Raw genomic sequence first — 21,853 nt, 5'->3', positions numbered from 1 at the left:
GGTGACCACGAGAACCTGATCATGTGCGGAATAGTCGGAATTTGGGGCCCCTTGGCGGACAAGTCGCAGGTGCTGGCGGAAAGCTGCCGCCGCATCCGCCACCGCGGACCCGACAGCAATGGCTTCTGGGAGGATGCTGGCGCCGAGCTGGCGCTGGCGCACGTGCGCCTGGCCATCCAGGACCTGACGGAAGCCGGCCACCAGCCCATGGTGTCGGCCTGCGGACGCTACGTGATGGTCTTCAACGGCGAGATCTACAACCACCTGGACATGCGCAAGCAGCTCGAGCAGTCGGCGCTGGCGCCGTCGTGGCGCGGGCACTCCGACACCGAGACCTTGCTGGCCGGCTTTTCGGCGCTGGGCATCGAGGCCACGCTGCAGGCGGCGGTCGGCATGTTCGCCATCGCGCTGTGGGATCGTGCCGCGCGCAAGCTGGTGCTGGCGCGCGACCGCATGGGCGAAAAGCCGCTGTACTACGGCTATTCGGGCGCGGACCTGGTGTTCGCGTCGGAACTGAAGGGGCTGACGCCGGTGCCGGGATTCGGCCAGGAGCTGAACCGCAACGCGCTGGCGTCGTACATGCGGCACAACTACATTCCGGCGCCGCAATCGATCTACGCGGGCATCGCTAAGCTGCCGCCCGGCACCTGGATCGAGTTCACCGCCGACGACACCCGCAGCCGCCGCATGCCGGAGCCGCGCGTGTACTGGTCGGCGCGCGACGCCGCCGACACCGCCGCGCGCTCGCTGCTGGCGTTCGAGTCCGACGCGCAGGCCGTCGATGCGCTGGAGGGCGTGCTCTCCAAGGCTGTCGGCGGGCAGATGCTGTCCGATGTCAGCCTGGGCGCCTTCCTGTCGGGCGGCATCGATTCGTCCACCATCGTCGCGCTGATGCAGGCGCAGAGCGCCCAGCCCGTGCGCACCTTCGCCATCGGCTTCCACGAAAAGGGCTACGACGAGGCGCAGCACGCCAAGGCTGTCGCCACCCACCTGGGCACCGACCATACCGAGCTGTACGTCACCGCCGAGGATGCGCTGGCGGTGGTGCCGACGCTGGCGGACATGTATGACGAACCGTTTGCCGATTCCTCGCAGATTCCGACGTCGCTGGTGACGAAGATGGCACGCCAGCACGTGACCGTGGCGCTGTCCGGCGACGGCGGCGACGAGCTGTTCGGCGGCTATTCGCGCTATTTCCGTGTCAACAACTGGTGGCAGAAATGCGAGCGCATGCCCGCTTTCCTGCGCCATCCGGCCGGCGCCTTGTTGAGCGCGTCCACGCATTTGCCCGGCAAGGGCGCGTGGCGCGGCAAGGTCGGCAAGCTGGGCGAGTTGCTGCGCGCCGATACGCGTGGCGAGTTCTACCGCCTGTTCGTGTCCTATTGGTCGGATCCGGGCCGCGTGGTCAAGGGCGGCGTCGAGCCCGAGTCCGAGTTCGCGCGCGCCATGCAGGGATCGACCTTCGAGTCCATGATGAAGCTGGACACGGTCACCTACCTGCCCGACGACATCCTGGTCAAGGTGGACCGCGCGGCCATGGCGGTCAGTCTGGAAACCCGCGTGCCGTTGATTGATCACCGCGTCTACGAATTCGCCTGGAGCCTGCCGCACCAGTACAAGGTGCGCGGCGGCACCGGCAAGTGGCTGCTGCGCCAGGTGCTGCACCGCCATGTCCCTCAAGCGCTGGTGGACCGTCCCAAGCGCGGTTTCGCCGTGCCGCTGGCCGCCTGGTTGCGCGGACCGCTGCGCGACTGGGCCGAGGCGCTGCTGGATCCGGCGCGGCTGCGCCAGGAAGGCTGGTTCGAGCCCGAACCGATTCTGCGCAAGTGGCGCGAGCATGTGTCCGGCCACCGCAACTGGGACAGCCATCTGTGGGGCGTGCTGATGATGCAGGCCTGGCTCGACCGCTATCGCGGCGCCGCGCGAGGGGCATGAGGCCCATGAAGATACTGATGCTGGTCAGCTCCATGCACGCGGGTGGCGCCGAGCGCGTCGCCGCGACGCTGGTCAATGCCTGGGCCGAGCGTGGCGACGAGATCACGCTCACGCCCACGTACTCGTCCAAGGGCAGTTGCTTCTATCCGCTGTCGGACAAGGTGCGGCTGGCCTGGCTGGCCGACCTGGCGGGCACGCGCGCGTCGGGCGCGGTCGCCGCGTTCAAGCGCCTGCTGACGCTGCGCCGGCATGTGCGTGATACCCGGCCCGATGTGGTCGTGTCCTTCCTGACCAATGTCAACGTCGCCGCCATCCTGGCGACCCGCGGGCTGCGCGCGCCGCTGATCGTCTGCGAACGCACCAATCCCACCGTCGACACCACTACCGGACAGGTATGGCGGCGCTTGCGGCGCCTGTTGTACCCGCGCGCCGACATGGTGACCGTGCAGGCCGAGGCCACCGCCGGACCGTTCGCCAGGCAGGTGCCAGGCATCAAGCGGCTGGCGGTGATTCCCAATCCCTTGCCTGCGCCTCTGCTCGACGCGCCGCTGGTCGCGCAGCGCGACGGCGGTCCGCGCGAGCTGCTGGCGATGGGGCGGCTGGTGCCGGACAAGCAGTTCGATCTGCTGATCGACGTCTATGCCGAACTGGCGCCGCGCTTTCCCGACTGGAACCTGCGCATCTGGGGCGAGGGGCCGCAACGCGCCGCGCTGGAAAGCCAGGTCGCGCGCCTGGGGTTGCAAGAGCGGATCAGCCTGCCGGGACGTACGGAGACGCCCTGGGAGGCCCTGGCGCAGGGGCAGGCCTTCGTGCTCAGTTCGGCGGTGGAAGGATTTCCGAACGTGCTGCTCGAAGCGATGGCGCTGGGCCTGCCCTGCGTGGCTTTCGACTGCCCCAGCGGTCCGCGCGAAATGACGCGCGATGGCCAGGATGCGCTGCTGGTGCCGGCTGGCGAGCGCGGCGCCTTGCGCGACGCGCTGCGGCGCCTGCTGGAAGATCAGGCGCTGCGCACGCAGCTGGGCGCGCGTGGCGCGCAGGCCGTGCGCCAGCGCTATGCCCTGGCCAGCGTGCTGTCCGAATGGGATGCTCTGTTCGACGCGGTGCGGGGAGTGCGGCCATGAGCGCCCGGCCGCTGCGCGTGCTGCACGTGATCACGGGCCTGGGGCAGGGCGGCGCCGAGTCGGTGCTGTTCCGTCTGGCCACCCATGCCGGCGAGCCGGTGGAGCATGTCGTCGTCTCCCTGACCGATGAGGGCATCTACGGCGAGCGCCTGCGCGCCGCCGGCATCGAAGTCCACGCGTTGGGCATGCCGCGCGGACGTGCCAGCCTGGGCGGGTTCCTGGCCTTGCGGCGCCTGATCGCCGGCAAGCGGCCCGATGCGGTGCAGACCTGGATGTACCACGCCGACCTGATCGGCGGCCTGGCCGCGCGCCTGGCCGGGGTGCGCGCCATCGCCTGGGGCATACGCAATTCCGGCGCGCATCTGGAACGCAGCAGCCGGTCGGCGCGGATGGTGCTGCGCGCTTGCGCCTTCCTGTCGCGCCGGGTGCCGCGCGCCATCGTGTGCGCGGCGCAGGACGCGGCCGAGCGCCATGCCGCCAAGGGCTATCGGCGCGATCGCATGACGGTGATCTCCAACGGCTATGACCTGTCGCGCTACGCGCCCGACGCGCAGGCCGGGGCGCGCATGCGGCAGCTCTGGAATGTACCGGCGGATGCGCCGCTGATCGGCTGCGTGGCGCGCTGGGATCCGCTCAAGGACCACGCCAACTTGCTGCGCGCGGTTGCCGCGCTGGTGCGCGACGGCCGCGACGCGGGCCTGCGCTGCGTGCTGGTGGGGCGCGGCATGACCGGCGAGAACGCCGAGCTGGCCGCGTTGATCGAGCGGCTGGGCCTGGCCGAGCGCATCGTGCTGGCCGGCCCCAGCGACGACGTGCCGGCGGTGATGAACGGCCTGGACGTGCACGTGCTGTCCAGTTGCGCGGAAGGCTTTCCCAACGTGGTGGCCGAAGCCATGGCCTGCTCCGCCTATTGCGTGGTGACGGACGTGGGCGATGCCGCCTTCATCGTCGGTGAGACGGGCATCGTGGTGCCGCCCGAGCAGCCCGAAGCCCTGGCGCGCGGCATCGAGGCCGGGCTGGGCGAGGTGGCCGCGCGCGGCGGACGTCGGGCTGGCGAGGCGGGCAGGGCGCGCGTGTTGGCCAATTTCAGCCTGGCGCGCATGGTCGAGCAATACATCGCGGTGTGGCGCCGCATTTCTGGAGATCGTGCATGAGCGCCGGACGCCGCTTGCTGTTCGTGGTCAACAATCCGGCTTTCTTCATGTCGCATCGCCTGCCCGTGGCCCTGGCCGCGCAGCGCGCGGGCTATGACGTGCACGTGGCCACCATGGACGGGCCGGCCGTGGCCGATATCCAGGCCCTGGGCATGACGCACCACGCCATTCCCATGACGCGCAGCGGCAAGCATCCGCTGCAGGAGCTGGGTACCTTGCTGGCGCTGATCCGCCTGTTCCGCCGTCTGCGGCCGCAGGTGGTGCATCTGGTGACGATCAAGCCGGTGCTGTATGGCGGCATCGCCGCGCGCCTCGCCCGGGTGCCGGCCATGGTCGCGGCGATTTCCGGCCTGGGGTTCGTGTTCCTGTCGAACTCGTTGAAGATGCGACTCGTGCGCGCCGTGGTGGCGCGCCTGTACCGCATCGCGCTGGGGCACGGCAACAGCCGGGTGATTTTCCAGAATGCCAGCGACCGGGACCTGTTGAAGTCCCTGGGCGCCGTGCGCGACGAACAGGTCGTGATGATCCGCGGGGCCGGGGTCGATCTGGCCGAGTACCGGGCATTGCCCGAGCCGCCCGAGCCGCCCGTCGTCGTCACCATGGTGGCACGCCTGCTGCGCGACAAGGGCGTGAATGAATTCGTGGAAGCGGCGCGGCTGCTGCGCGCGCGCGGCGTGCCTGTGTCCATGCGCCTGGTGGGCGGCGTGGACGCGGGCAATCCCGCCTCGGCGACCCAGCAGGATGTCGAGGCATGGCAGACGGAGGGGTGTGTGCAGGCCCTGGGCGAACGCAGCGATGTGCCGGGGCTCTACGCCGCCTCGCATATCGCGGTGCTGCCTTCCTATCGCGAGGGGCTGCCGAAGTCGCTGATCGAGGCGGCGGCCTGCGGACGGGCCGTGGTCACGACCGACGTGCCCGGCTGCCGCGATGCGATCGAGCCGGACAAGACCGGCCTGCTGGTGCCCGTGCGTGACGCGGGCGCGCTGGCTGACGCCATCGCCCGGCTGGCAGCCGATCCGGCGCTGCGCCGCGCGATGGGCGCAGCGGGGCGGGCCCTGGCCGAGCGTGAATTCAATATCGAGAGCGTGGCGCGCATCCACGTCGATCTGTACGACGCCTTGAGCGCTTGATGGCAAGCCGGGCGCGTAGCGCGTCCGGGTGCGGCTCGTGGCGGATCAGGAATGCCGCGCGATCGCGTCGATCCAGTAGCGGGTGGAGGGGTCCTGCTGCTCGGCCTGGGGCGAGGGCGCGTCCAGTTCGCGGATGATGCCGCGCGCCAGCGCCTTGCCGAATTCCACGCCCCATTGGTCGAAGGGGTTGATGCCCCAGATCACGCCCTGCGAGAACACCTTGTGCTCGTAGAGCGCCAGCAGCGCGCCCAGCGTATAGGCTTCCAGGCGCGGCAGCACGATCAGCGAGGACGGCCGGCCGCCGGGATGCACCAGGTGCATCGCCAGGATGCGGGCGCGGTCGGGGTCGCTTTCCTTGGCCGAGGTCTCGGCCAGCGCTTCCTCGAAGGTCTTGCCGCGCAGCAGCGCCGAGCGCTGCGCCAGGCAGTTGGCGATCAGCAGCTCGTGATTGCGCGCATAGGCGTGGTCCGGCTGCTCGCACAGGATGAAATCCACCGGCGCGCCGGCGGCGTCCTGGTGCAGCCATTGGAAGAACGTATGCTGGCAGTCCGTGCCGGGCATGCCCCAGACGGCAGGCCCCGTCGGCATGCCAACGGGACTGCCGTCGGCCGTGGCGACCTTGCCCAGCGATTCCATTTCCAGCTGCTGCGCCCAGGGCACCAGATGATGCAGGCGCGAGTCGTAGGGCGAGATGACCAGCGAGTCATAGCCCAGCACGTTGCGGTTCACCACGCCGGCGAGCGCCAGCTGCAGCGGCGCGTTCTCGGCGGCGGGCGCGTTGCGGAAATGTTCGTCCATGGCGGCGGCGCCGGCCAGCAACTGATCGAAAGTATCGTTGCCCAGCGCCAGCGCCACTGGCAGGCCGATGGCGGACCACAATGAATAGCGGCCGCCTACCCAGTCCCAAATCTGGAAAATGTGATCGGGAGAAATACCGAGGTTCAACGCCGCCTCGACATTGGCGGTGATGGCCACGATCTGCTTGATGGGATCGGCCACGCCCGCGTCCCGCAGCCAGTTCATGGCGACTTCGGCATTGGCCAGCGGTTCGGTGGTGGTGAAGGACTTGGAGGCGACGATCACCAGCGTGTCGTGCGGGTCCAGCCGGCTCATCGCGTCGGCGACGGAGTGCGAATCCACGTTCGAGGCGAAGCGTACTTCCCGCCGCGCGCCGCTGTGGCGCAGCGCGCGCGTGATCAGCCGAGGCCCCCAATCGCTGCCGCCGATGCCCAGGTGCAGCACACTGGAATAGCGGCCGGCGGCGTCGGCGTCGCGCACGAATTGGCGCACGCGTTCGCGTTCGGACTGCACGGCGTGCGCGACCATCGCGGGGGGGACACCGGCGCGCAGCGCCGTATGCCAGGCGGGGCGTCGCTCGGTCCAGTTGGCGTTGCCCCCGTCGAACAGCCGTGCGCGCGCCGCTTCGAAGTCCTGCTGCTGCAGCAGGGCGGCAGCCGCCAGTTCCAGCTCGGGAGATTGGGCCTGGGCGCTGAGGTCCAGTCGCAATCCGGGAGCATCGATGATACGCAGTCGCTCTCCGCGGCGCGAGGCGCTGCGGGCGGCTGTGGCGAAGGTCTTCCAGGCGGGGCTGTCGGGCAGGGACATGGGGCTGATTCTAGAATGGCAGGACGGCTTCTGGCGCCAGTTTGGCCAGTTCGCGTCGGAAATCGGCTTGGATGCGGGCCAGCGCCTCGGCGCTCTGCGCCTCGAAACGCAGCACCACCACCGGCGTGGTGTTCGACGGACGCGCCAGCCCGAAGCCATCCGGGTATTCGGCGCGCACGCCGTCGATGGTGACGACCCGGCTCGCGCCGGGGAACTGGCCGTGGTCCTGCAATGCGCGTACCAGCGCGAAGGGCTGGCCTTCCTCCATCTCCAGCTTCAGTTCAGGCGTGGACACGTCTTGCGGCAGGGCTTCGAGCGGCGCGCAGGCGTCGGCGTGGCGCGACACGATTTCCAGCAGGCGGGCGCCGGTGTACAGGCCGTCGTCGAAGCCGTACCAGCGTTCCTTGAAGAAGATGTGGCCGCTCATCTCGCCTGCCAGCGGCGCGCCGGTTTCCGCGAGCTTGGCTTTGACCAGTGAATGGCCGGTCTTCCACATCATCGGCTGGCCGCCCGCAGCCTGTACCGACAAGCCCACGTGCCGGCTGCATTTCACGTCGTAGATGATGGTGGCGCCGGGATTGCGGTCCAGCACGTCGCGCGCGAACAGCACCAGCTGGCGGTCGGGCCAGATGATCTGGCCGGATTTCGTGACCACGCCCAGCCGGTCGCCGTCGCCGTCGAAGGCCAGGCCCAGCTCACAGTCGGTATTGGCCACGCAGTCGATCAGGTCGCGCAGGTTCTTGGGTTCGGCGGGATCGGGATGGTGGTTGGGAAAGGTGCCGTCCACCTCGCAGAACAGCTCGGTCACTTCGCAGCCGAGCGCGCGGAACAGCTGCGGCGCCACGGCGCCGGCCACGCCGTTGCCGCAGTCGATGGCGATCTTCATGGGGCGGGCGAGCTTCACGCCGCTGGCCACGCGCGCGATATAGGCCTGCACCAGGTCCAGTTGCCGGCGCGTGCCGGGATGCGTGGCGACGGGCGCCGCGCCGCCGTTCATGGCGCGCGCGAGTTCCTGCACGTCCTCGCCATACAGGGCGCGGCCGCCCATCATCATCTTGAAGCCGTTGTATTTGGGCGGGTTGTGGCTGCCGGTGATGGCCACCCCGGAACCGGTCTGCATGGTGTGCGCCGCGAAATACACCAGCGGCGTGGGTACCTGGCCGATATCGAGCGTATCGACGCCCTGTTCCAGCATGCCCTCCTGCAGCGCCGTCGACAGCATTTCGCTGCTGAGCCGGCCGTCGCGGCCCACGACCAGCGTCTGGATGCCGGCCTCGCGGGCGCGCACCGCCAGCGCCGCGCCCAGCGCACGGGCGAAGCCGGCGTCGATCAGGTCGGGCACGGTGCCGCGGATGTCGTAGGCCTTGAATACCGAAGCGGGGAATGGCGTGGTGGCGCCCATACGGGATCCTTTGGCGGCGAAAAGGCTAGGGGAAATCCCTGGCTTGGAGGCCGCAAAATCAATAGGGTGTGCAAAAACCGATTATCGCGCAATTGTGGCGCGGTCTCTCGCACAGGCCGCGTGCACGGCGGGTTGTGGCCTGGAACGCCGAGCCGGGCAGGTGGAATCAGTCTGGTTTCGGGCCTCGTCCGACGACGCCGTCGGACTGCGCCGCAGAGCGCCGCGCCGATGCCCGTCATCCGAAGGTGATACGCTTGCCATGCAAGCAGAAAGACCGGGAGGGGCCTATGGCTGCAAAAGTTTCCACAGTCATATCTTCGGGCGGCGCCAGGAATCGGCGCGGCCCGCCCACGGACCACGCCGGACCCGCGGCCGGACGCGAGCGCCGGCTGGACATCCATGTCGTGGTGCCGCCGGGCGGAGAGCCCCTGACGGGCCGCGCCTGGGAGCGCAGCGTATGGCGCGAGGCGCGCGTGCTGATCGCCGAATGCCCGGCGCCGCATCTGCCCGCGTCGGTGGAAAGCGCGCTGCGGGCGGTGGCCGCCAGCGTGGCGCGCGACCGTGGCTGGCAGGGCATGGGCACCGTGGCCTTTTCGCTGGACGACCGCAGCGGCGTGTTCCGGGTGCTGTGCGCCCAGGCCACGCCCCTGTCGGGCGCGGCGGTGGCCGATTGCGAACCTGTCGCCGCGCATGCGCTCGAACTGCGCATCGATGGCGGCGGGGACCGCCATGCGCCGTGCACGCGCCTGCTGGTGTGCGGCGTGACGCGCGGAGACGCCCTGCGGCGCGCGTATCGGGCCCTGTCGGAAATGCCCGGCCCTGTCGCGGTGGACAGGGGGTTCCTGATGAATCTCATCGCTTCGCGGGCCTTCTGCTCGGGCCTGACCGGCACGCGGCTGGACCAGGCGGTAGGCTAGAGGCCAAGCCCGCCCCTACAATATCCGCATGTCTTCCGAACCGCGCCTGGACCCCGTGCCAGGCGCTCGACCTTGCGCGGCGCCCCATGACCCTGCTCAGCGAACTGCAGTCCCTGCTTGGACCCTCCCACGTGCTGACCGGCGCCGATGCCGACGGCTATGTGCAGGACTGGCGCCGCCGCTATCGTGGCGCGGCGCTGGCGGCGGTACGCCCCGGCAGCACGGATGAGGTGGCTGCCGTGGTCCGGCTGTGCCTGCGCCACGGCGTTCCAGTGGTGCCCCAGGGCGGCAACACCGGGCTGTGCGGCGGCGCCACGCCTGACGCATCGGGATCGGCGGTCGTGCTGTCCACCGCCAGGCTGAACCGCGTGCGGGCGCTGGATACCGACAACGACACCATCACCGTCGAGGCCGGTTGCGTGCTGCAGGCCGTGCAGGAAGCGGCGGCGGCGGCGGGCCGGCTGTTTCCGCTCAGTCTCGCGGCCGAGGGCAGCTGTACCATCGGCGGCAACCTGGCCACGAACGCCGGCGGCACGCAGGTGCTGCGCTATGGCAATACGCGGGATCTTGCGCTGGGGCTGGAGGTCGTCACCGCCGACGGCGAGGTCTGGAACGGCCTGCGCGGCCTGCGCAAGGACAATACCGGCTACGACCTGCGCGACCTGTATATCGGCAGCGAAGGCACATTGGGCATCATCACCGCCGCCACGCTGAAGCTGTATCCGCGCCCGGTGGCATCCTGCACGGCGCTGCTCACGCTGAGCGGCATCGATGACGCGGTGGAACTGCTGTCGCGCGCCCGCGCCGGCTTCGGCGCATCGCTGACCGGCTTCGAGCTGATGAGCGGCGCCTGCCTGCAGGCCGTGGTGCGCCTGTTTCCGCAGCAGCGCCTGCCTTTCGAAGGGGATTCAGCCGCAGCGCCCTGGTTCGCGCTGCTGGAGCTGTCCGACAGCGAAAGCGAGCAGCATGCGCGCGAGCGTTTCGAAGCGGTGCTGGGCGCAGCCATCGAGGCTGGACTGGTCAGCGACGCGGCCATCGCCGCCAACGTGGCCCAGAGCAAGGCGCTCTGGCATCTGCGCGAGAGCATCCCGCTGGCCGAGGCCGAGCTGGGTAAATCCGTCAAGCACGATGTCTCGATCCCGATTTCCGCCATCGCCGGCTTTGTGGACAAGACCAACGCGCTGCTGCAGGCGCGCTTTCCCGGGGTGAGGCACGTGATCTTCGGCCATCTGGGCGACGGCAATCTGCATTACAACGTGGCCAATGCGGCCGGGCAGACCGAGGCCGAGCTGCTGGCGCTGCAGGGCGAGATCTATGGCGTGGTGCATGACAGCGTCCAAGCGCACGCGGGCTCCATCAGCGCCGAGCATGGGGTGGGACAGCTCAAGCGCGACGAACTGCCGCGCTACAAGAGCGCGGTCGAACTCGGGCTGATGCGCCGCATCAAGCGCGCCCTGGATCCGCAAGGCCTGATGAACCCGGGCAAGGTCCTGCAGGACTAGGGCCGGACGGTCGGGCAAATACAAACTCCAAGGCCGGATGTTCCGGCGGAATTGACCAGGAGGACGGCATGGCGGCAGGTCCCGCAGCGGGGGCGAACCATCGGGTGCTGATCGTCGAGGACGACAGCATCATCGCAGGCAACCTGTACACCTTTCTGGAGGCGCGCGGCTTTTTGCCCGATGCCGCCTACAGCGGGCCGGCCGCGCTCAAGCGCCTGGGCGAGCAGCGCTTCGACGCGGTCATCCTGGACATCGGCCTGCCCGGCATGGACGGCAACGCGGTGCTGCACACCCTGCGGACCGAACTGCGCCAGGCCGTGCCGGTGCTGGTGCTGACGGCGCGCGACAGCCTGGAGGATAAGCTGGCCGGTTTTTCGCACGGCGCCGACGACTTCCTGACCAAGCCCTTCGCGCTGCTCGAGGTCGAGGCGCGCCTGCTGGCGCTGATTCAGCGCGCCCGGGGCAACACCGTGAACACGCTGCGGGAGTTCGGGACATTGCGATACGACACGCGCAGCCGCGAAGTGTCCGTCGGCGGCGTGCCGGTGCACCTGACCCGCAAGGCGGCCGTCATCATGGAAGTGCTGTTGCGTGATCCGGGCCGCGTCGTCTCGCGCGAGGAACTGGAATCCGCGCTGTGGGGCGGCGAGCCGCCGTCCGCGGATGCCCTGCGCAGCCAGGTCCATCTGCTGCGCCGCGCCCTGGCGGATGCGGGCTTCGACGGCATCCAGACCATGCACGGAACGGGCTGGCGCCTGGTTCTGCCGGGAGAAGACGCGTGAACGCCGTGGGCGGCCAAGGCCGGGCGCCGATCGCCGGGCGGCCGTTGCCGGAGGAGCGGCGATGAGCCGGGGCGGCAGCGGCACGCTGACCCAGCGCGTGGTGTGGGCCCTGACCGGCACGGTCGCGCTGTTCGTGGCGGCCCTGGCCTTGCTGGCCTACCTGACGTTCGACCAGATGGAAGACGATCTGGTCAACGACATCCTCAATACCGAGATGGACCGGCTGGTGCAGCATGCGCGCGTCAGCGACGAATTCCTGCCACGGCGCGGACCGCGCGTGCTGGGCGGCTCCATGCGCGCCTGGCTGCAATCGGACGGCCAGGCGCCGGTTGGCATTCCCAAGGAACTCGTGGGCCTGGAAAATGGCATGCACCTGATCGAGCCAGGGCCCTATACCTGGCATGTGATGGTGGCAGACACCGGTGGCGGCAAGGTCTACCTGCTCTACGATGCGACCGAAAACGAGGAGCGGGTGCATGATTTCGGCCTGATCGTGCTGGGCGTGGGGGCGATCTGCGTGGTCGGCGCCTATGCGCTGTCGCGGCGGGTGGCCGCTGTCGCGGCCGGGCCGCTGCTCGACCTGACCGACCGGCTGTCGACCTGGGCGCCCGGATCTCCGGACCTGGCCGTGACGCGTGACGACGAGGCGGGCAGGCTGATCGAAGCGTTCAACCGCATGCAGAACCAGGTGGACCGGTCGATCGCGCGCGAGCGCGAGTTCGCCGGCAACCTGAGCCACGAAGTCCGCACGCCCCTGGCCGCCATCCGTTCCGACAGCGAACTGATGTTGCTGACGCAAGTCCTGACGCCCGACCAGCGGCAGCGCCTGGCGCGCATCGTGGACAACGTCGACGATGTGGTCGTCTGCCTGGAAAGCGCCCGCGCCATGGCGCGCGACCAGCTGCGGCCGCCCGAACCCGTGGATCTGGCGCAGTGCATGGCCGATGCCTGGCGCGGCCACGAGGCGCAGGCCGATTTGGCGGACCTGTGGCTGGACAACCGGATCCCCGAAGGGCAGGTATTGATCCTGGACCGCTATGCCCTGCTGACCGTGCTGCGCAACCTGGTGCGCAATGCCATCGAACATGCCGCGCCGGCCACGTTGACGGCCAGCCTGACCGGGGATGGCGCGCTGGCGCTGCGTGACGACGGCAAGGGCATCGACGCGGACGACCTGCCTTTTCTCTTCCGTCGCTATTTCAGCGGGCGGCTGCGGGACGCCGGCGGCCAGGGGCGGGATGAAACCGCCCATGGACTGGGCCTGGCGATCGCCAAGCGTGTCTGCGACATGCAGGGCTGGACGCTGGCGGTGGAATCGTCCAGGACGGGGCCGGAGCGCGGCACCTGCTTCCTGCTGCGTTTCAAGGACGAACCGGCACGGGCGTGATGCGAATTTCACGATTCTTCGACTGCGGCCTGCCTACACTGCACGGTTAATTCCATTTGCGTCTATCCGCACTCCCGTCATGCCGACTCTACCCACGCCCGGACCGCGCGGGCCGTCCAGAACGGCCTATTTGTTGACGCATGTGCTGGGCGTGCCGCTGCTGCTGGCCTGCCTGGCGTGGTGGATCAATGCGTCCGGGCTGGACATGACGATCGCCCGGACCCTGTTCGACCCGGCGATCGACGATTTCCCCCTGCATACCTCGCGCTGGCTGGAGCTTATCGGTCACCGCATGGTGCTGGCCCTGCCCATCGGCGTGGGCCTGGCCGCGGTGGGCGTGGCGCTGGTCGCCTCCAGGGTGCCGGCCTGGAAGCCGGCGCGCGGGGTCGCCCTGGCCGTGGCGGCGACCTGCCTGCTGGGCCAGCTGGCGGTGAGCCAGCTCAAGCATTACACGACGCTGCCGCGTCCCTACGACCTGGAGACGCTGGGCGGCTATACGCCTTATCCGCTGCACTGGTGGACCTGGGTGCGAGCCCGGGCGGGCGGCGCGCTGCCCAGCGGGCATGCCGGCGCGGGCTATGCCATGCTGAGCCTGTATTTCGCCGGCTGGGCGCTGGGGCGGCCGGCCTGGCGTTGGGGCGGGCTGGCCCTGGGCCTGGGCGCGGGCCTGGGGTTTTCCGCAGTCCGCGTACTGCAAGGCGCGCACTTCCTGAGCCAGACCGTGTGGTCGGCGGCCCTGCTGTGGTTCCTGGGGGCGGTGGTGTTCTATCCGCTGATCGCCGGGCGCGGCCGTCTGGCGGGGGCCTCGGGGCAGGGCCGGCGGTATGCCGGCATGGTGGCCGACCGGCGCGAAAAAGCGGGCACCTAGGCGGTCGGCCTGATCGTCATCGCATGATTTCCGGCACCGTATAATCGCCGGGACTTCTCATCGCGAGCCACCGCAGGCAGACTCCTCCGGATGAATGCACCCGCCGATATCCCCGCACCGCTGCCGCGTCGTCCACGCAACCTGGCCCAGGGCCTGGTCGAGAGCTTTTCCGAACGCATCCGTGGCGGCCAGATCCGGCCCGGCGAGAAACTGCCCACCGAATCCGAGCTGATGCGGCAATTCGGCGTCAGCCGCACCGTGGTGCGCGAAGCGCTGTCGCGCCTGCAGGCCTCGGGCCTGGTCGAAACCCATCACGGCGTGGGCACCTACGCGCTGGAGCCGAGCGGCGGCGATGATTTCCGCATCGATCCGGCCGACATCGCCACGTCGCGCGATGTGATGGTGCTGCTGGAACTGCGCATCTGCCTGGAAAGCGAGGCCGCCGGCCTGGCCGCGGCGCGGCGCAGCCAGGCGCAGCTCGATGCCATGCGGCAGGCGCTGGACGCATTCCAGCGGGCGCTGGACGGCGACGGCGACACCATCACGCCCGATTTTCAGTTCCACCTGCTGATCGCCCAGGCCACCGAGAACCGCTATTTCGCTGACCTCATGTCCCATCTGGGTTCGGCCATCATTCCGCGCACCCGCATCAATTCCGCCCGGTTCGCTCAGGAAGACCGGTCCGTCTACCTGGCGCGCGTGCAGCGGGAACACGAGGAAATCTACGGCGCGATCCTGCATCAGGACGCCGAAGCCGCCCGGGCCGCCATGCGCACGCACCTCGGCAACAGCCGGGAGCGCCTGCGCCGCGCGCAATAGAAAGGTCTTCGACCATGCCGCGCTCGCCAACGGCTGAAGCCGGATTGCGTTACGCTTGGCCCGTTTTCAATTCCCTACGGCGGGACGGCATGGCTTTGCCTATCAGATACAGCGGCGCGGACGGTTCCGCGCGGACCTCGATCGCGACCCGGAGGGCCGTGCGATGCGCCGCCTGACCCTGAGATTCATCCTGGCGGTGCTGGCGCTGCTGACGCTCAGCCGCCTGGGCCTGGCCTTCTGGCAGTGGGACCGCGTGCAGGCCGCCGGCGGCCTGGGTCCGCTACTGATCGGCGGCCTGCGCATCGATGTGTGCCTGCTGTCCATGGTGATCGCGCTGCCCGCGGTGTTCTCGCCGTGGTTCGGCCACCGCGCCTGGGCCGCGCGCGCGACCGCCTGGTGGTTCCGCGTCTGGTGGATGCTGTACGTGCTGCTGGAAGTGTCCACGCCGCAGTTCATCGCCGAATACGACACGCGCCCGAACCGCCTGTACTTCATCTATCTGCTGAACCCGAAGGAAGTCGGGGCCATGCTGTGGCAGGGCTACAAGGGCGTGCTGCTGGCCGCGCTGGTCGTGCTGCTGGTGGCGGCCTGGCTGTCGGTCAGGCTGTTCCCGACGCGCGTGCGCGATCCGTTCATGTCCTGGTGGAAGCGGCCGCTGGCGTCGCTGCTGATTCTGGCGCTGGTGGTGCTGGGCGCGCGCGGCACGCTGGAGCATCGCCCCATCAACCCGGCCAAGGTGGCGTACAGCTCCGATTCGCTGATGAACGCGCTGGCGCTCAATTCGCTCTACAGCGTGTTCGACGCCGCCTACCGCATGCGCGACGAGCGCTCGTCGGCGGCCATGTATCCGAAGATGGCGGTGGACGAGATGAACGCCATCGTGCGCGCCAAGGCCGGCATGGACGGCCCGCCGCTGGATCCGCGCTATCCCAGCCTGCACGAGCAGAAGGCCAGCGTGCGCCGCGACAAGCCGCTGAACCTGGTCATCATCCTGCAGGAAAGCCTGGGCGCGCAGTATGTGGGCAGCCTGGGCGGGCGCGATCTCACGCCCAACATCGACCGGCTGGGCAAGGAGGGCTGGATGTTCCACCGCGCCTACGCCACCGGCACGCGCTCGGTGCGCGGCATCGAGGCCGTGACGGCGGGCTTCCTGCCCAGCGTGGCCGACGCGGTGGTGAAGCTGCCGCGCTCGCAGACCGGCTTCTTCACGCTGGCGCAGGTGCTGGGCAAGCATGGCTACCAGTCGCGCTTCGTGTACGGCGGCGAGGCGCACTTCGACAATATGCGCGCCTTCTTCCTGGGCAATGGTTTCAACGAGGTGGTGGACCGTCCCAAGTTCGTGAATCCGGTGTTCGAGGGATCCTGGGGCGCGTCCGACGAGGACATGTTCAACCAGGTCGACCGGTTGTTGCGCGCGGACGGCGACAAGCCGGTGTTCACGCTGGCCTTCTCGGTCAGCAACCATTCGCCCTGGGAATACCCCGCCGGCCGCATCCAGCCGGTGGGCGATCCCGCCAGCGTGGACAACACCGTGCGCTATGCCGACTGGGCGCTGGGGCAGTTCTTCGACAAGGCGCGCCAGGCGCCGTACTGGAACAACACCGTGTTCCTGGTGATCGCCGACCATGATTCGCGCGTCTACGGTTCCATTCCCGTGCCGGTGCGGCATTTCCAGATCCCCGCGCTGATCCTGGGCGCCGGCATCGCGCCGCGCCAGGACGAGCGGCTGGTCAGCCAGATCGACATGGGGCCCACGCTGCTGTCGTTGATCGGCCTGGACAACGTCAACCCCATGCTGGGCGCCGACCTGACGCAGCGCGATCCGAACCGCGCGCTGATGCAGTACGCTGACAACTTCGGCTACCTGCAGGGCGACAAGCTGCTGGTGCTGGAGCCGGCCAAGGCGCCGCGCGAATTCAGGTATCGCGCCGCCCCGGTCGGACAGGACGAGGCCTATGAACCGGTGGAACCGGCGGATGAGGCCCTGTCCAAGGAGGCGCTGGCGCACGCGCTGTGGGCCAGCTGGGTCTACCGAGAGGAAAAATACCGTCTGCCTTGATTTCCCCCAGATGGCGCCTGAGACCGGCTTGATCCTGCGCAAGCCGGCCGCGGGCGCGCCCTCGCACACTGGCGCTCATGACTTTTCCTGATCCTCTTCCCGATCCGGTGCACGCCCGCGCCGCGGATGCACCTGAAGCCTCCGAGGCATCCGCATCCAGGCCGGCCGCGCGGCGGCATCGCCCCTGGCCGGTGCCTCGAGGCCGCCTGGCCTGGCTGACCGGCGTGTTCAGCACGCTGCTGCTCAGCGCCAGCACGCTGTTCTGGTGCCTGCTGCTGTTCCCCCTGGCCCTGCTGAAGCTGCTGCTGCCTTTCGCGGCGGTCCGGCGGCGCATCGATCCGCTGCTCAATGGCATCGCCACGGCCTGGGTCAGTTGCCACAGCTGCTGGTTCGAGCGCATCCAGCGCGCGCCCTGGGATGTGCAGGGCAATACCGACCTGCGTTACGCGGATTGGTACCTGGTCAATTGCAATCACCAGTCCTGGGTGGACATTTTTGTGCTGCAAGCCACGTTGAACCGGCGCATTCCGCTGCTGAAGTTTTTTCTCAAGCAGCAGCTCATCTATGTGCCGGTGATCGGGCTGGCGTGGTGGGCGCTGGATTTCCCGTTCATGAAGCGTCACGGCAAGGCCGATCTGCGCCGCAATCCGGCCCTGGGACGTCAGGACCAGGAGGCCGCCCGGCGCGCGTGCGAGAAGTTCTCGCTGGTGCCGACCAGCGTGATGATCTTCGCCGAAGGCACCCGTTTTTCAGAGGCCAAGCGCGACGCCCAGGGGGCGCCGTACCGCCATCTGCTCAAGCCCAAGGCGGGAGGGCTGGCGGTGGCGCTCAATGCCATGGGCGCGCGTTTCCGTTCGATGATCGACGTCACCATCGCCTATCCGGACGGCGCGCCCAGCTTCTGGGACCTGGCCTGCGGCCGCGCGGGCACGGTGCGGGTGCGCATGCGCCAGCTGCCCGTGCCGCCGGCCTTCTGCGAAGCCGACTACAGCCGAGACAAGGCGTTCCGCGCGGAATTCCACCACTGGCTGGGCCAGCAGTGGCAGGCCAAGGACGAGGAAATCGAGGGCTTGACGGCGCGGGACGCCGCCAAGCCTCGATCCTGATGACGCGCGCGGCTTACGCGCGCGCCGGCAGCACCGTGCCCGCGCTTTCGCCGAAGCCGATGCGCGGATAGCCCGCCTTCACGCATTCGGCGCGCATGAGGATCTGGTCACCGTCCTGCAGGAAGGTGCGCTTCTCGCCCCACGGCAGGTCGATCGGCGTCTTGCCGCCCTGGGTCAGCTCCAGCAGCGAGCCGGCCTCGGCGGGCAGCGGACCGGACAGCGTGCCGGTGCCCAGCATGTCGCCCGGTTGCAGATTGCAGCCATTGACCGTGTGGTGCGTGATCAGCTGCGCCACGTTCCAGTAGGCATCGCGGAAGTTGCTGGCCGACAGCGGCGCCGGCGCCTGCCTTTCGGCGCGCGACTTCTCGGTGGTCAGCAGCACCTGCATGCGCACGTCGAAGGCGCCCTTGGCGCGGTTCGCGTCCGAGGACAGGTAGGGCATGGGCTGCGGGTCGGACGCGGCGCGGTTCCACTGCGTGCGGAACGGCTCCAGCGCTTCCATGGTCACGATCCACGGCGAGATCGTCGAGGCGAAGTTCTTGGCCAGGAAGGGGCCCAGCGGCTGGTATTCCCAGGCCTGGATGTCGCGCGCCGACCAGTCGTTCAGGATGCACAGGCCGAACACGTGCGATTCGGCGTCGGCCAGCGCGATGCGGTCGCCCTGGGCGTTGCCGGTGCCGACGAAGATGCCCAGTTCCAGTTCATAGTCCAGGCGCGAGCAGGGGCCGAATTGCGGCGCCTCGCCCTCGTTCAGCGGACGGGTCTGGCCGACCGGGCGCGCGAATTTCTGGTCCACGCCGATGCTGGAGGCGCGCCCGTGATAGCCGATGGGCACCCACTTGTAGTTCGGCAGCAGCGGATTGTCGGGGCGGAACTGCTTGCCCACGGCGGTGGCGTGGTGCAGCGAGATATAGAAGTCGGTGTAGTCGCCGATGCGGGCGGGCGTGGCGTACTCGGCGTCGGCCTGACCCACCAGCAGCGGCTCGATGGTCGCGCGCAGCGCGGCGCCTTCGCGCAGGGCGCGCGACAGCGCCAGGCGCAGCGCGCTCCAGTGCGGCTGGCCCAGCGCCATCAGCGCGTTCAGGCTGTCGCCCGCGCAGGCGGCCAGCGCTTCGGCGGCCTTGTCCTCGAAGGGTTTTTGGGCGGCCAGCGCGGCCAGGTCCAGGATCTGGTCGCCGATCGCGACGCCGGGGCGGAAGGCTTCCTGCGAGCCCTTGCGGCGGAACGACGCGTAGGGCAGGTTCTGCACCGGGAAATCCGTGGTCTCGCTGTTGGCGCTGGCGATCCAGCTCTTCAGGGACGGGTCGTGGGTCTCGTTGATCGTCGTGCTCATGGTCGGGATGTCTCTTGCGATGTGGTTATGGGTGGGGCCGGGCGGCGGAAAATCCAAAAGCCAAACGGCGATGAGCTTGCGCTCATCGCCGCGGGCGCGCGAGGCGGTGCCTGCGCGTTACGCCTTGCTCGGATCGAAGTGCTTCTTGATGTCCTGCCAGCAGCGGTAGTAGTCGCCCTGCAATTCTACCGAGGCCAGGGCCTGGGCGGTCGGGCGGATCACGCGGCGCGTCTCGAACATGAAGGCCATGGTGTCGCGGATGTAATGCGCGGCGCTGGTGTCGGCGTGCGAGGCCTTTTCAAAGGTCTCGGCGTCCGGGCCGTGGCCGCTCATGCAGTTGTGCAGGCTGGCGCCGCCGGGCGCGAAGCCATCGGCCTTGGCGTCGTACACGCCCTGGATCAGGCCCATGAATTCGCTGGCGATGTTGCGGTGGAACCAGGGCGGACGGAAGGTGTTTTCCATCGCCAGGATGCGCGGCGGGAAGATGGCGAAGTCCATGTTGGCCGTGCCCGGGGTGTCGGACGGGGCGGTCAGCACCGTGAAGATCGACGGATCGGGATGGTCGTAGCTGATCGAGCCGATCGTGTTGAAGTTGCGCAGGTCGTACTTGTAGGGCGCGTGCGTGCCGTGCCAGGCCACCACGTCCAGCGGCGAATGGCCGATGGACGCGCGCCAGAATCCGCCGGTGAACTTGGCGATCAGCTCGAAGTCGCCTTCCACGTCCTCATACCAGGCCACGGGCGTCTTGAAGTCGCGCACATTGGCCAGGCAGTTCGAGCCGATGGGCCCCAGTTCCGGCAGGCGCAGCGCCGCGCCGAAGTTCTCCAGCATGTAGCCGCGCGCGGTGTCGTCGAGCAGTTCGACGCGGAAGCGCACGCCGCGCGGGATGACCGCGATCTCCAGCGGCTCCAGGTCAATCAGGCCCAGCTCGGTGGCCAGGCGCAGGCGGCCCTGTTGCGGCACCAGCATCAGTTCGCCGTCGGCGTTGTAGAAATAGCGGCCCTTCATGCTCCGGTTGGCCGCGTACAGGTGGATGCCCACGCCGCCCTGTTCGTCGGGGCCGCCGTTGCCGCCGAAGGTCTTCACGCCGTCGAGGAAGTCGATGGGCGCGGTCGGGATCGGCAGGGGGCTCCAACGCAGCTGGTTGGGCGTGACGGGGCCTTCGCCGAAGGTGCTCAGCCAGCCGGCGGCGCCGTCATGGCGCTCGAACGGCTTGTGCTGCGCGCCGGGGCGGATGCGGTACAGCCAGGAACGGCGGTTCTCCGCGCGCGGCGCGGTGAAGGCGGTGCCGGACAGCTGCTCGGCGTACAGGCCGTAGGGGCACTGCTGCGGCGAGTTGCGGCCTTGCGGCAGGGCGCCGGGCAGCGCCTCGGTGGCGCAGTCGTTGCCGAAGCCGGTCTGGTATTGCAGTTCCATGGAATCCTCCTGGTGGCGGCGCGCGGTGCATGGCCGCGCGGTCCGGACTGTAGTGGTCGATACGCCATTTTCGGAAAAATCCCCCCATCAGGCTACGGGAATGTAAAAATAGAGACTATAAATTTTGTGAATAGTAGGGGGCGTGATGGCCGGCTTGCGCGACGTGGACCTGAATCTGCTGCTGCTGTTCCAGCATCTGCTGGAGGACCGCAACATCTCTTCCGTCGCGCGCCGGCTGGACCTGTCCCAGCCCGCCGTCAGCAATGCCTTGCGCCGCCTGCGGCAGGCTTTCGGCGACGAGCTGTTCGTGCGCACCGCCCAGGGCATGCAGCCCACGCCGCGCGCGCAGCGCCTGGCGGGGCCGGTGAGCGAGGCGCTGGCGCTGCTGGCCGGGGCCTTGCAGGATCAGGACGCCTTCGATCCGGCCGCCAGCATGCGGCGGTTCCGCGTGGCCATGACCGACGTGGGCGAAATCCATTTCATGCCGCGCCTGATCGAGGTCTGCGCCCAGGTCGCGCCGCAGGCGCGCATCGATTCGGTGCGCATGCAGGGCGCGGAGCTGGCTCGGGAAATGGAGGCCGGGCGGGTGGACCTGGCCATCGGCGCGTTCGACGACATGGGGGCGGGCGTGATGCAGCGCATGCTGTTCCGCCAGGGCTATGCCACGCTGTTCCGCCAGGCGCATCCCACGGCGCACGCCGGCATGGGCCTGAAGGCGTTTCGCGCCGAGCGCCACCTGATCGTGTCGCGCGCCGCGCCCTATGGGCAGGTGAACCAGTCGATGGAGCGCGCCGGCCTGGACATGGCCGAGCACTTCAGCGTGCCGCATTTTTCGGCGGTGCCGTACATCGTCAGCACGACGAACCTGCTGGCCACCGTGCCCGAAAAGCTGGCCGCCAGCGCGGCGCCGCCCTTCGGTCTGCGCTTCCTGACGCCGCCGCTGAAGGTGCCGGCCTTGCAGACCAATATGTACTGGCAGCGCCGCTATGACCGCGACGGCGGCAATCTCTGGCTGCGCGGCTTGATCGTGGATGCCTTCGCGGTGGGGCGGTAGTCCGAGCAGGAAATGGAACGGGACCGCCGCCGCGTTGCGCGGCAGCGGTCCCGTGGGCGCTCAGGCGGGCATGACGGAGGCGCGCGCCTGCCGCAGCGCCTCGCGCAGCACGTCCATGTCGCCCAGGTGGTTGGCCAGCAGCAGGATCAGCGCCGCGTTCAGTTCCTGGCTCTGCTCCAGGCTCAGGTCGCGGTGCGTGTCGATCAGCGCCTCGTAGAAATCATCGGGCGCGGCCAGGTTGGTGTCGGTGATCAGCATGTTCT

18 protein-coding genes are annotated in these 21,853 nt (G+C 69.0%); 13 read left to right on the top strand and 5 right to left on the bottom strand.

What is annotated here, in order from left to right; all coding sequences use genetic code 11:
• Positions 1-21 precede the first annotated feature (21 nt).
• The 4 genes from asnB to AC6LJ9_RS09095 are packed head-to-tail and all read left to right on the top strand — an operon-like array spanning position 22 to position 5,340.
• A complete protein-coding gene (gene asnB / locus AC6LJ9_RS09110) occupies positions 22-1,935 on the top strand; it encodes an asparagine synthase (glutamine-hydrolyzing) (RefSeq protein ID WP_103271094.1) in 1,914 nt (637 codons plus the stop codon).
• A 5-nt stretch (positions 1,936-1,940) separates the two neighbouring features.
• On the top strand, positions 1,941-3,056 hold the full coding sequence (locus AC6LJ9_RS09105; RefSeq protein ID WP_498147309.1) for a glycosyltransferase family 4 protein: 1,116 nt from the start codon (positions 1,941-1,943) through the stop codon (positions 3,054-3,056).
• A complete protein-coding gene (locus tag AC6LJ9_RS09100; protein WP_212314989.1) occupies positions 3,053-4,210 on the top strand; it encodes a glycosyltransferase family 4 protein in 1,158 nt (385 codons plus the stop codon). Before AC6LJ9_RS09105 ends, AC6LJ9_RS09100 begins: the two co-directional genes overlap by 4 nt.
• Complete coding sequence (locus tag AC6LJ9_RS09095) at positions 4,207-5,340, top strand: glycosyltransferase family 4 protein (RefSeq protein ID WP_498147308.1); 1,134 nt, start codon at positions 4,207-4,209, stop codon at positions 5,338-5,340. Before AC6LJ9_RS09100 ends, AC6LJ9_RS09095 begins: the two co-directional genes overlap by 4 nt.
• 45 nt (positions 5,341-5,385) lie before the next feature.
• Here the strand turns inward: AC6LJ9_RS09095 and pgi are convergent, their stop codons facing one another.
• Both pgi and AC6LJ9_RS09085 read right to left on the bottom strand, forming a co-directional pair.
• On the bottom strand, positions 5,386-6,945 hold the full coding sequence (gene pgi, locus AC6LJ9_RS09090; RefSeq protein WP_498147307.1) for a glucose-6-phosphate isomerase: 1,560 nt from the start codon (positions 6,943-6,945) through the stop codon (positions 5,386-5,388).
• A gap of 10 nt (positions 6,946-6,955) precedes the next feature.
• Positions 6,956-8,347 (bottom strand): phosphomannomutase/phosphoglucomutase, encoded by a 1,392-nt coding sequence (locus AC6LJ9_RS09085; protein ID WP_212314995.1) that lies wholly within the window; start codon positions 8,345-8,347, stop codon positions 6,956-6,958.
• A gap of 287 nt (positions 8,348-8,634) precedes the next feature.
• Between AC6LJ9_RS09085 and AC6LJ9_RS09080 the strand changes: the two genes are divergently transcribed.
• From AC6LJ9_RS09080 to yihG, 8 genes are all read left to right on the top strand, one after another.
• Entirely contained in the window at positions 8,635-9,264 is a 630-nt protein-coding gene (locus AC6LJ9_RS09080) for a BPTD_3102 family carboxylase-like protein (RefSeq protein ID WP_212314996.1), read from the top strand.
• Between the two features lie 86 nt (positions 9,265-9,350).
• On the top strand, positions 9,351-10,766 hold the full coding sequence (locus tag AC6LJ9_RS09075) for an FAD-binding oxidoreductase (RefSeq protein ID WP_498147306.1): 1,416 nt from the start codon (positions 9,351-9,353) through the stop codon (positions 10,764-10,766).
• 68 nt (positions 10,767-10,834) lie between these two features.
• The gene (locus tag AC6LJ9_RS09070) at positions 10,835-11,548 is read left to right on the top strand and encodes a response regulator transcription factor (protein WP_498147305.1); all 714 of its coding nucleotides are present in this window, start codon (positions 10,835-10,837) and stop codon (positions 11,546-11,548) included.
• A 61-nt stretch (positions 11,549-11,609) separates the two neighbouring features.
• The gene (locus AC6LJ9_RS09065) at positions 11,610-12,935 is read left to right on the top strand and encodes a sensor histidine kinase (RefSeq protein WP_498147304.1); all 1,326 of its coding nucleotides are present in this window, start codon (positions 11,610-11,612) and stop codon (positions 12,933-12,935) included.
• Between the two features lie 79 nt (positions 12,936-13,014).
• Positions 13,015-13,803 (top strand): phosphatase PAP2 family protein, encoded by a 789-nt coding sequence (locus tag AC6LJ9_RS09060; RefSeq protein ID WP_498147303.1) that lies wholly within the window; start codon positions 13,015-13,017, stop codon positions 13,801-13,803.
• A 90-nt stretch (positions 13,804-13,893) separates the two neighbouring features.
• Positions 13,894-14,622 carry a FadR/GntR family transcriptional regulator gene (locus AC6LJ9_RS09055; protein ID WP_498147302.1) on the top strand — a complete coding sequence of 243 codons (729 nt, stop codon included), beginning with the start codon at positions 13,894-13,896 and terminating at the stop codon, positions 14,620-14,622.
• A gap of 163 nt (positions 14,623-14,785) precedes the next feature.
• A complete protein-coding gene (locus AC6LJ9_RS09050) occupies positions 14,786-16,681 on the top strand; it encodes an LTA synthase family protein (RefSeq protein ID WP_498147301.1) in 1,896 nt (631 codons plus the stop codon).
• Positions 16,682-16,872: 191 nt separating this feature from the next.
• On the top strand, positions 16,873-17,787 hold the full coding sequence (yihG, locus tag AC6LJ9_RS09045) for a 1-acylglycerol-3-phosphate O-acyltransferase, YihG family (protein ID WP_349291679.1): 915 nt from the start codon (positions 16,873-16,875) through the stop codon (positions 17,785-17,787).
• 13 nt (positions 17,788-17,800) lie between these two features.
• On the opposite strand, the gene fahA is transcribed toward yihG, so the two are convergent.
• The gene (gene fahA, locus AC6LJ9_RS09040; RefSeq protein ID WP_498147300.1) at positions 17,801-19,120 is read right to left on the bottom strand and encodes a fumarylacetoacetase; all 1,320 of its coding nucleotides are present in this window, start codon (positions 19,118-19,120) and stop codon (positions 17,801-17,803) included.
• 117 nt (positions 19,121-19,237) lie between these two features.
• Complete coding sequence (gene hmgA / locus AC6LJ9_RS09035) at positions 19,238-20,536, bottom strand: homogentisate 1,2-dioxygenase (protein WP_498147299.1); 1,299 nt, start codon at positions 20,534-20,536, stop codon at positions 19,238-19,240.
• Positions 20,537-20,681: 145 nt separating this feature from the next.
• Between hmgA and AC6LJ9_RS09030 the strand changes: the two genes are divergently transcribed.
• Positions 20,682-21,590, top strand: coding sequence for a LysR family transcriptional regulator (locus tag AC6LJ9_RS09030; protein ID WP_392410055.1), 909 nt, complete (start codon positions 20,682-20,684; stop codon positions 21,588-21,590).
• 60 nt (positions 21,591-21,650) lie between these two features.
• Here AC6LJ9_RS09030 and AC6LJ9_RS09025 read toward each other — a convergent pair whose 3' ends face one another.
• Positions 21,651-21,848 (bottom strand): DUF2783 domain-containing protein, encoded by a 198-nt coding sequence (locus AC6LJ9_RS09025; protein WP_212321352.1) that lies wholly within the window; start codon positions 21,846-21,848, stop codon positions 21,651-21,653.
• Positions 21,849-21,853: the final 5 nt, after the last annotated feature.

The sequence above is a fragment of the Achromobacter sp. 1011811831 genome, assembly GCF_059760905.1.
This window is presented reverse-complemented; position numbering and strand designations above follow the sequence as displayed.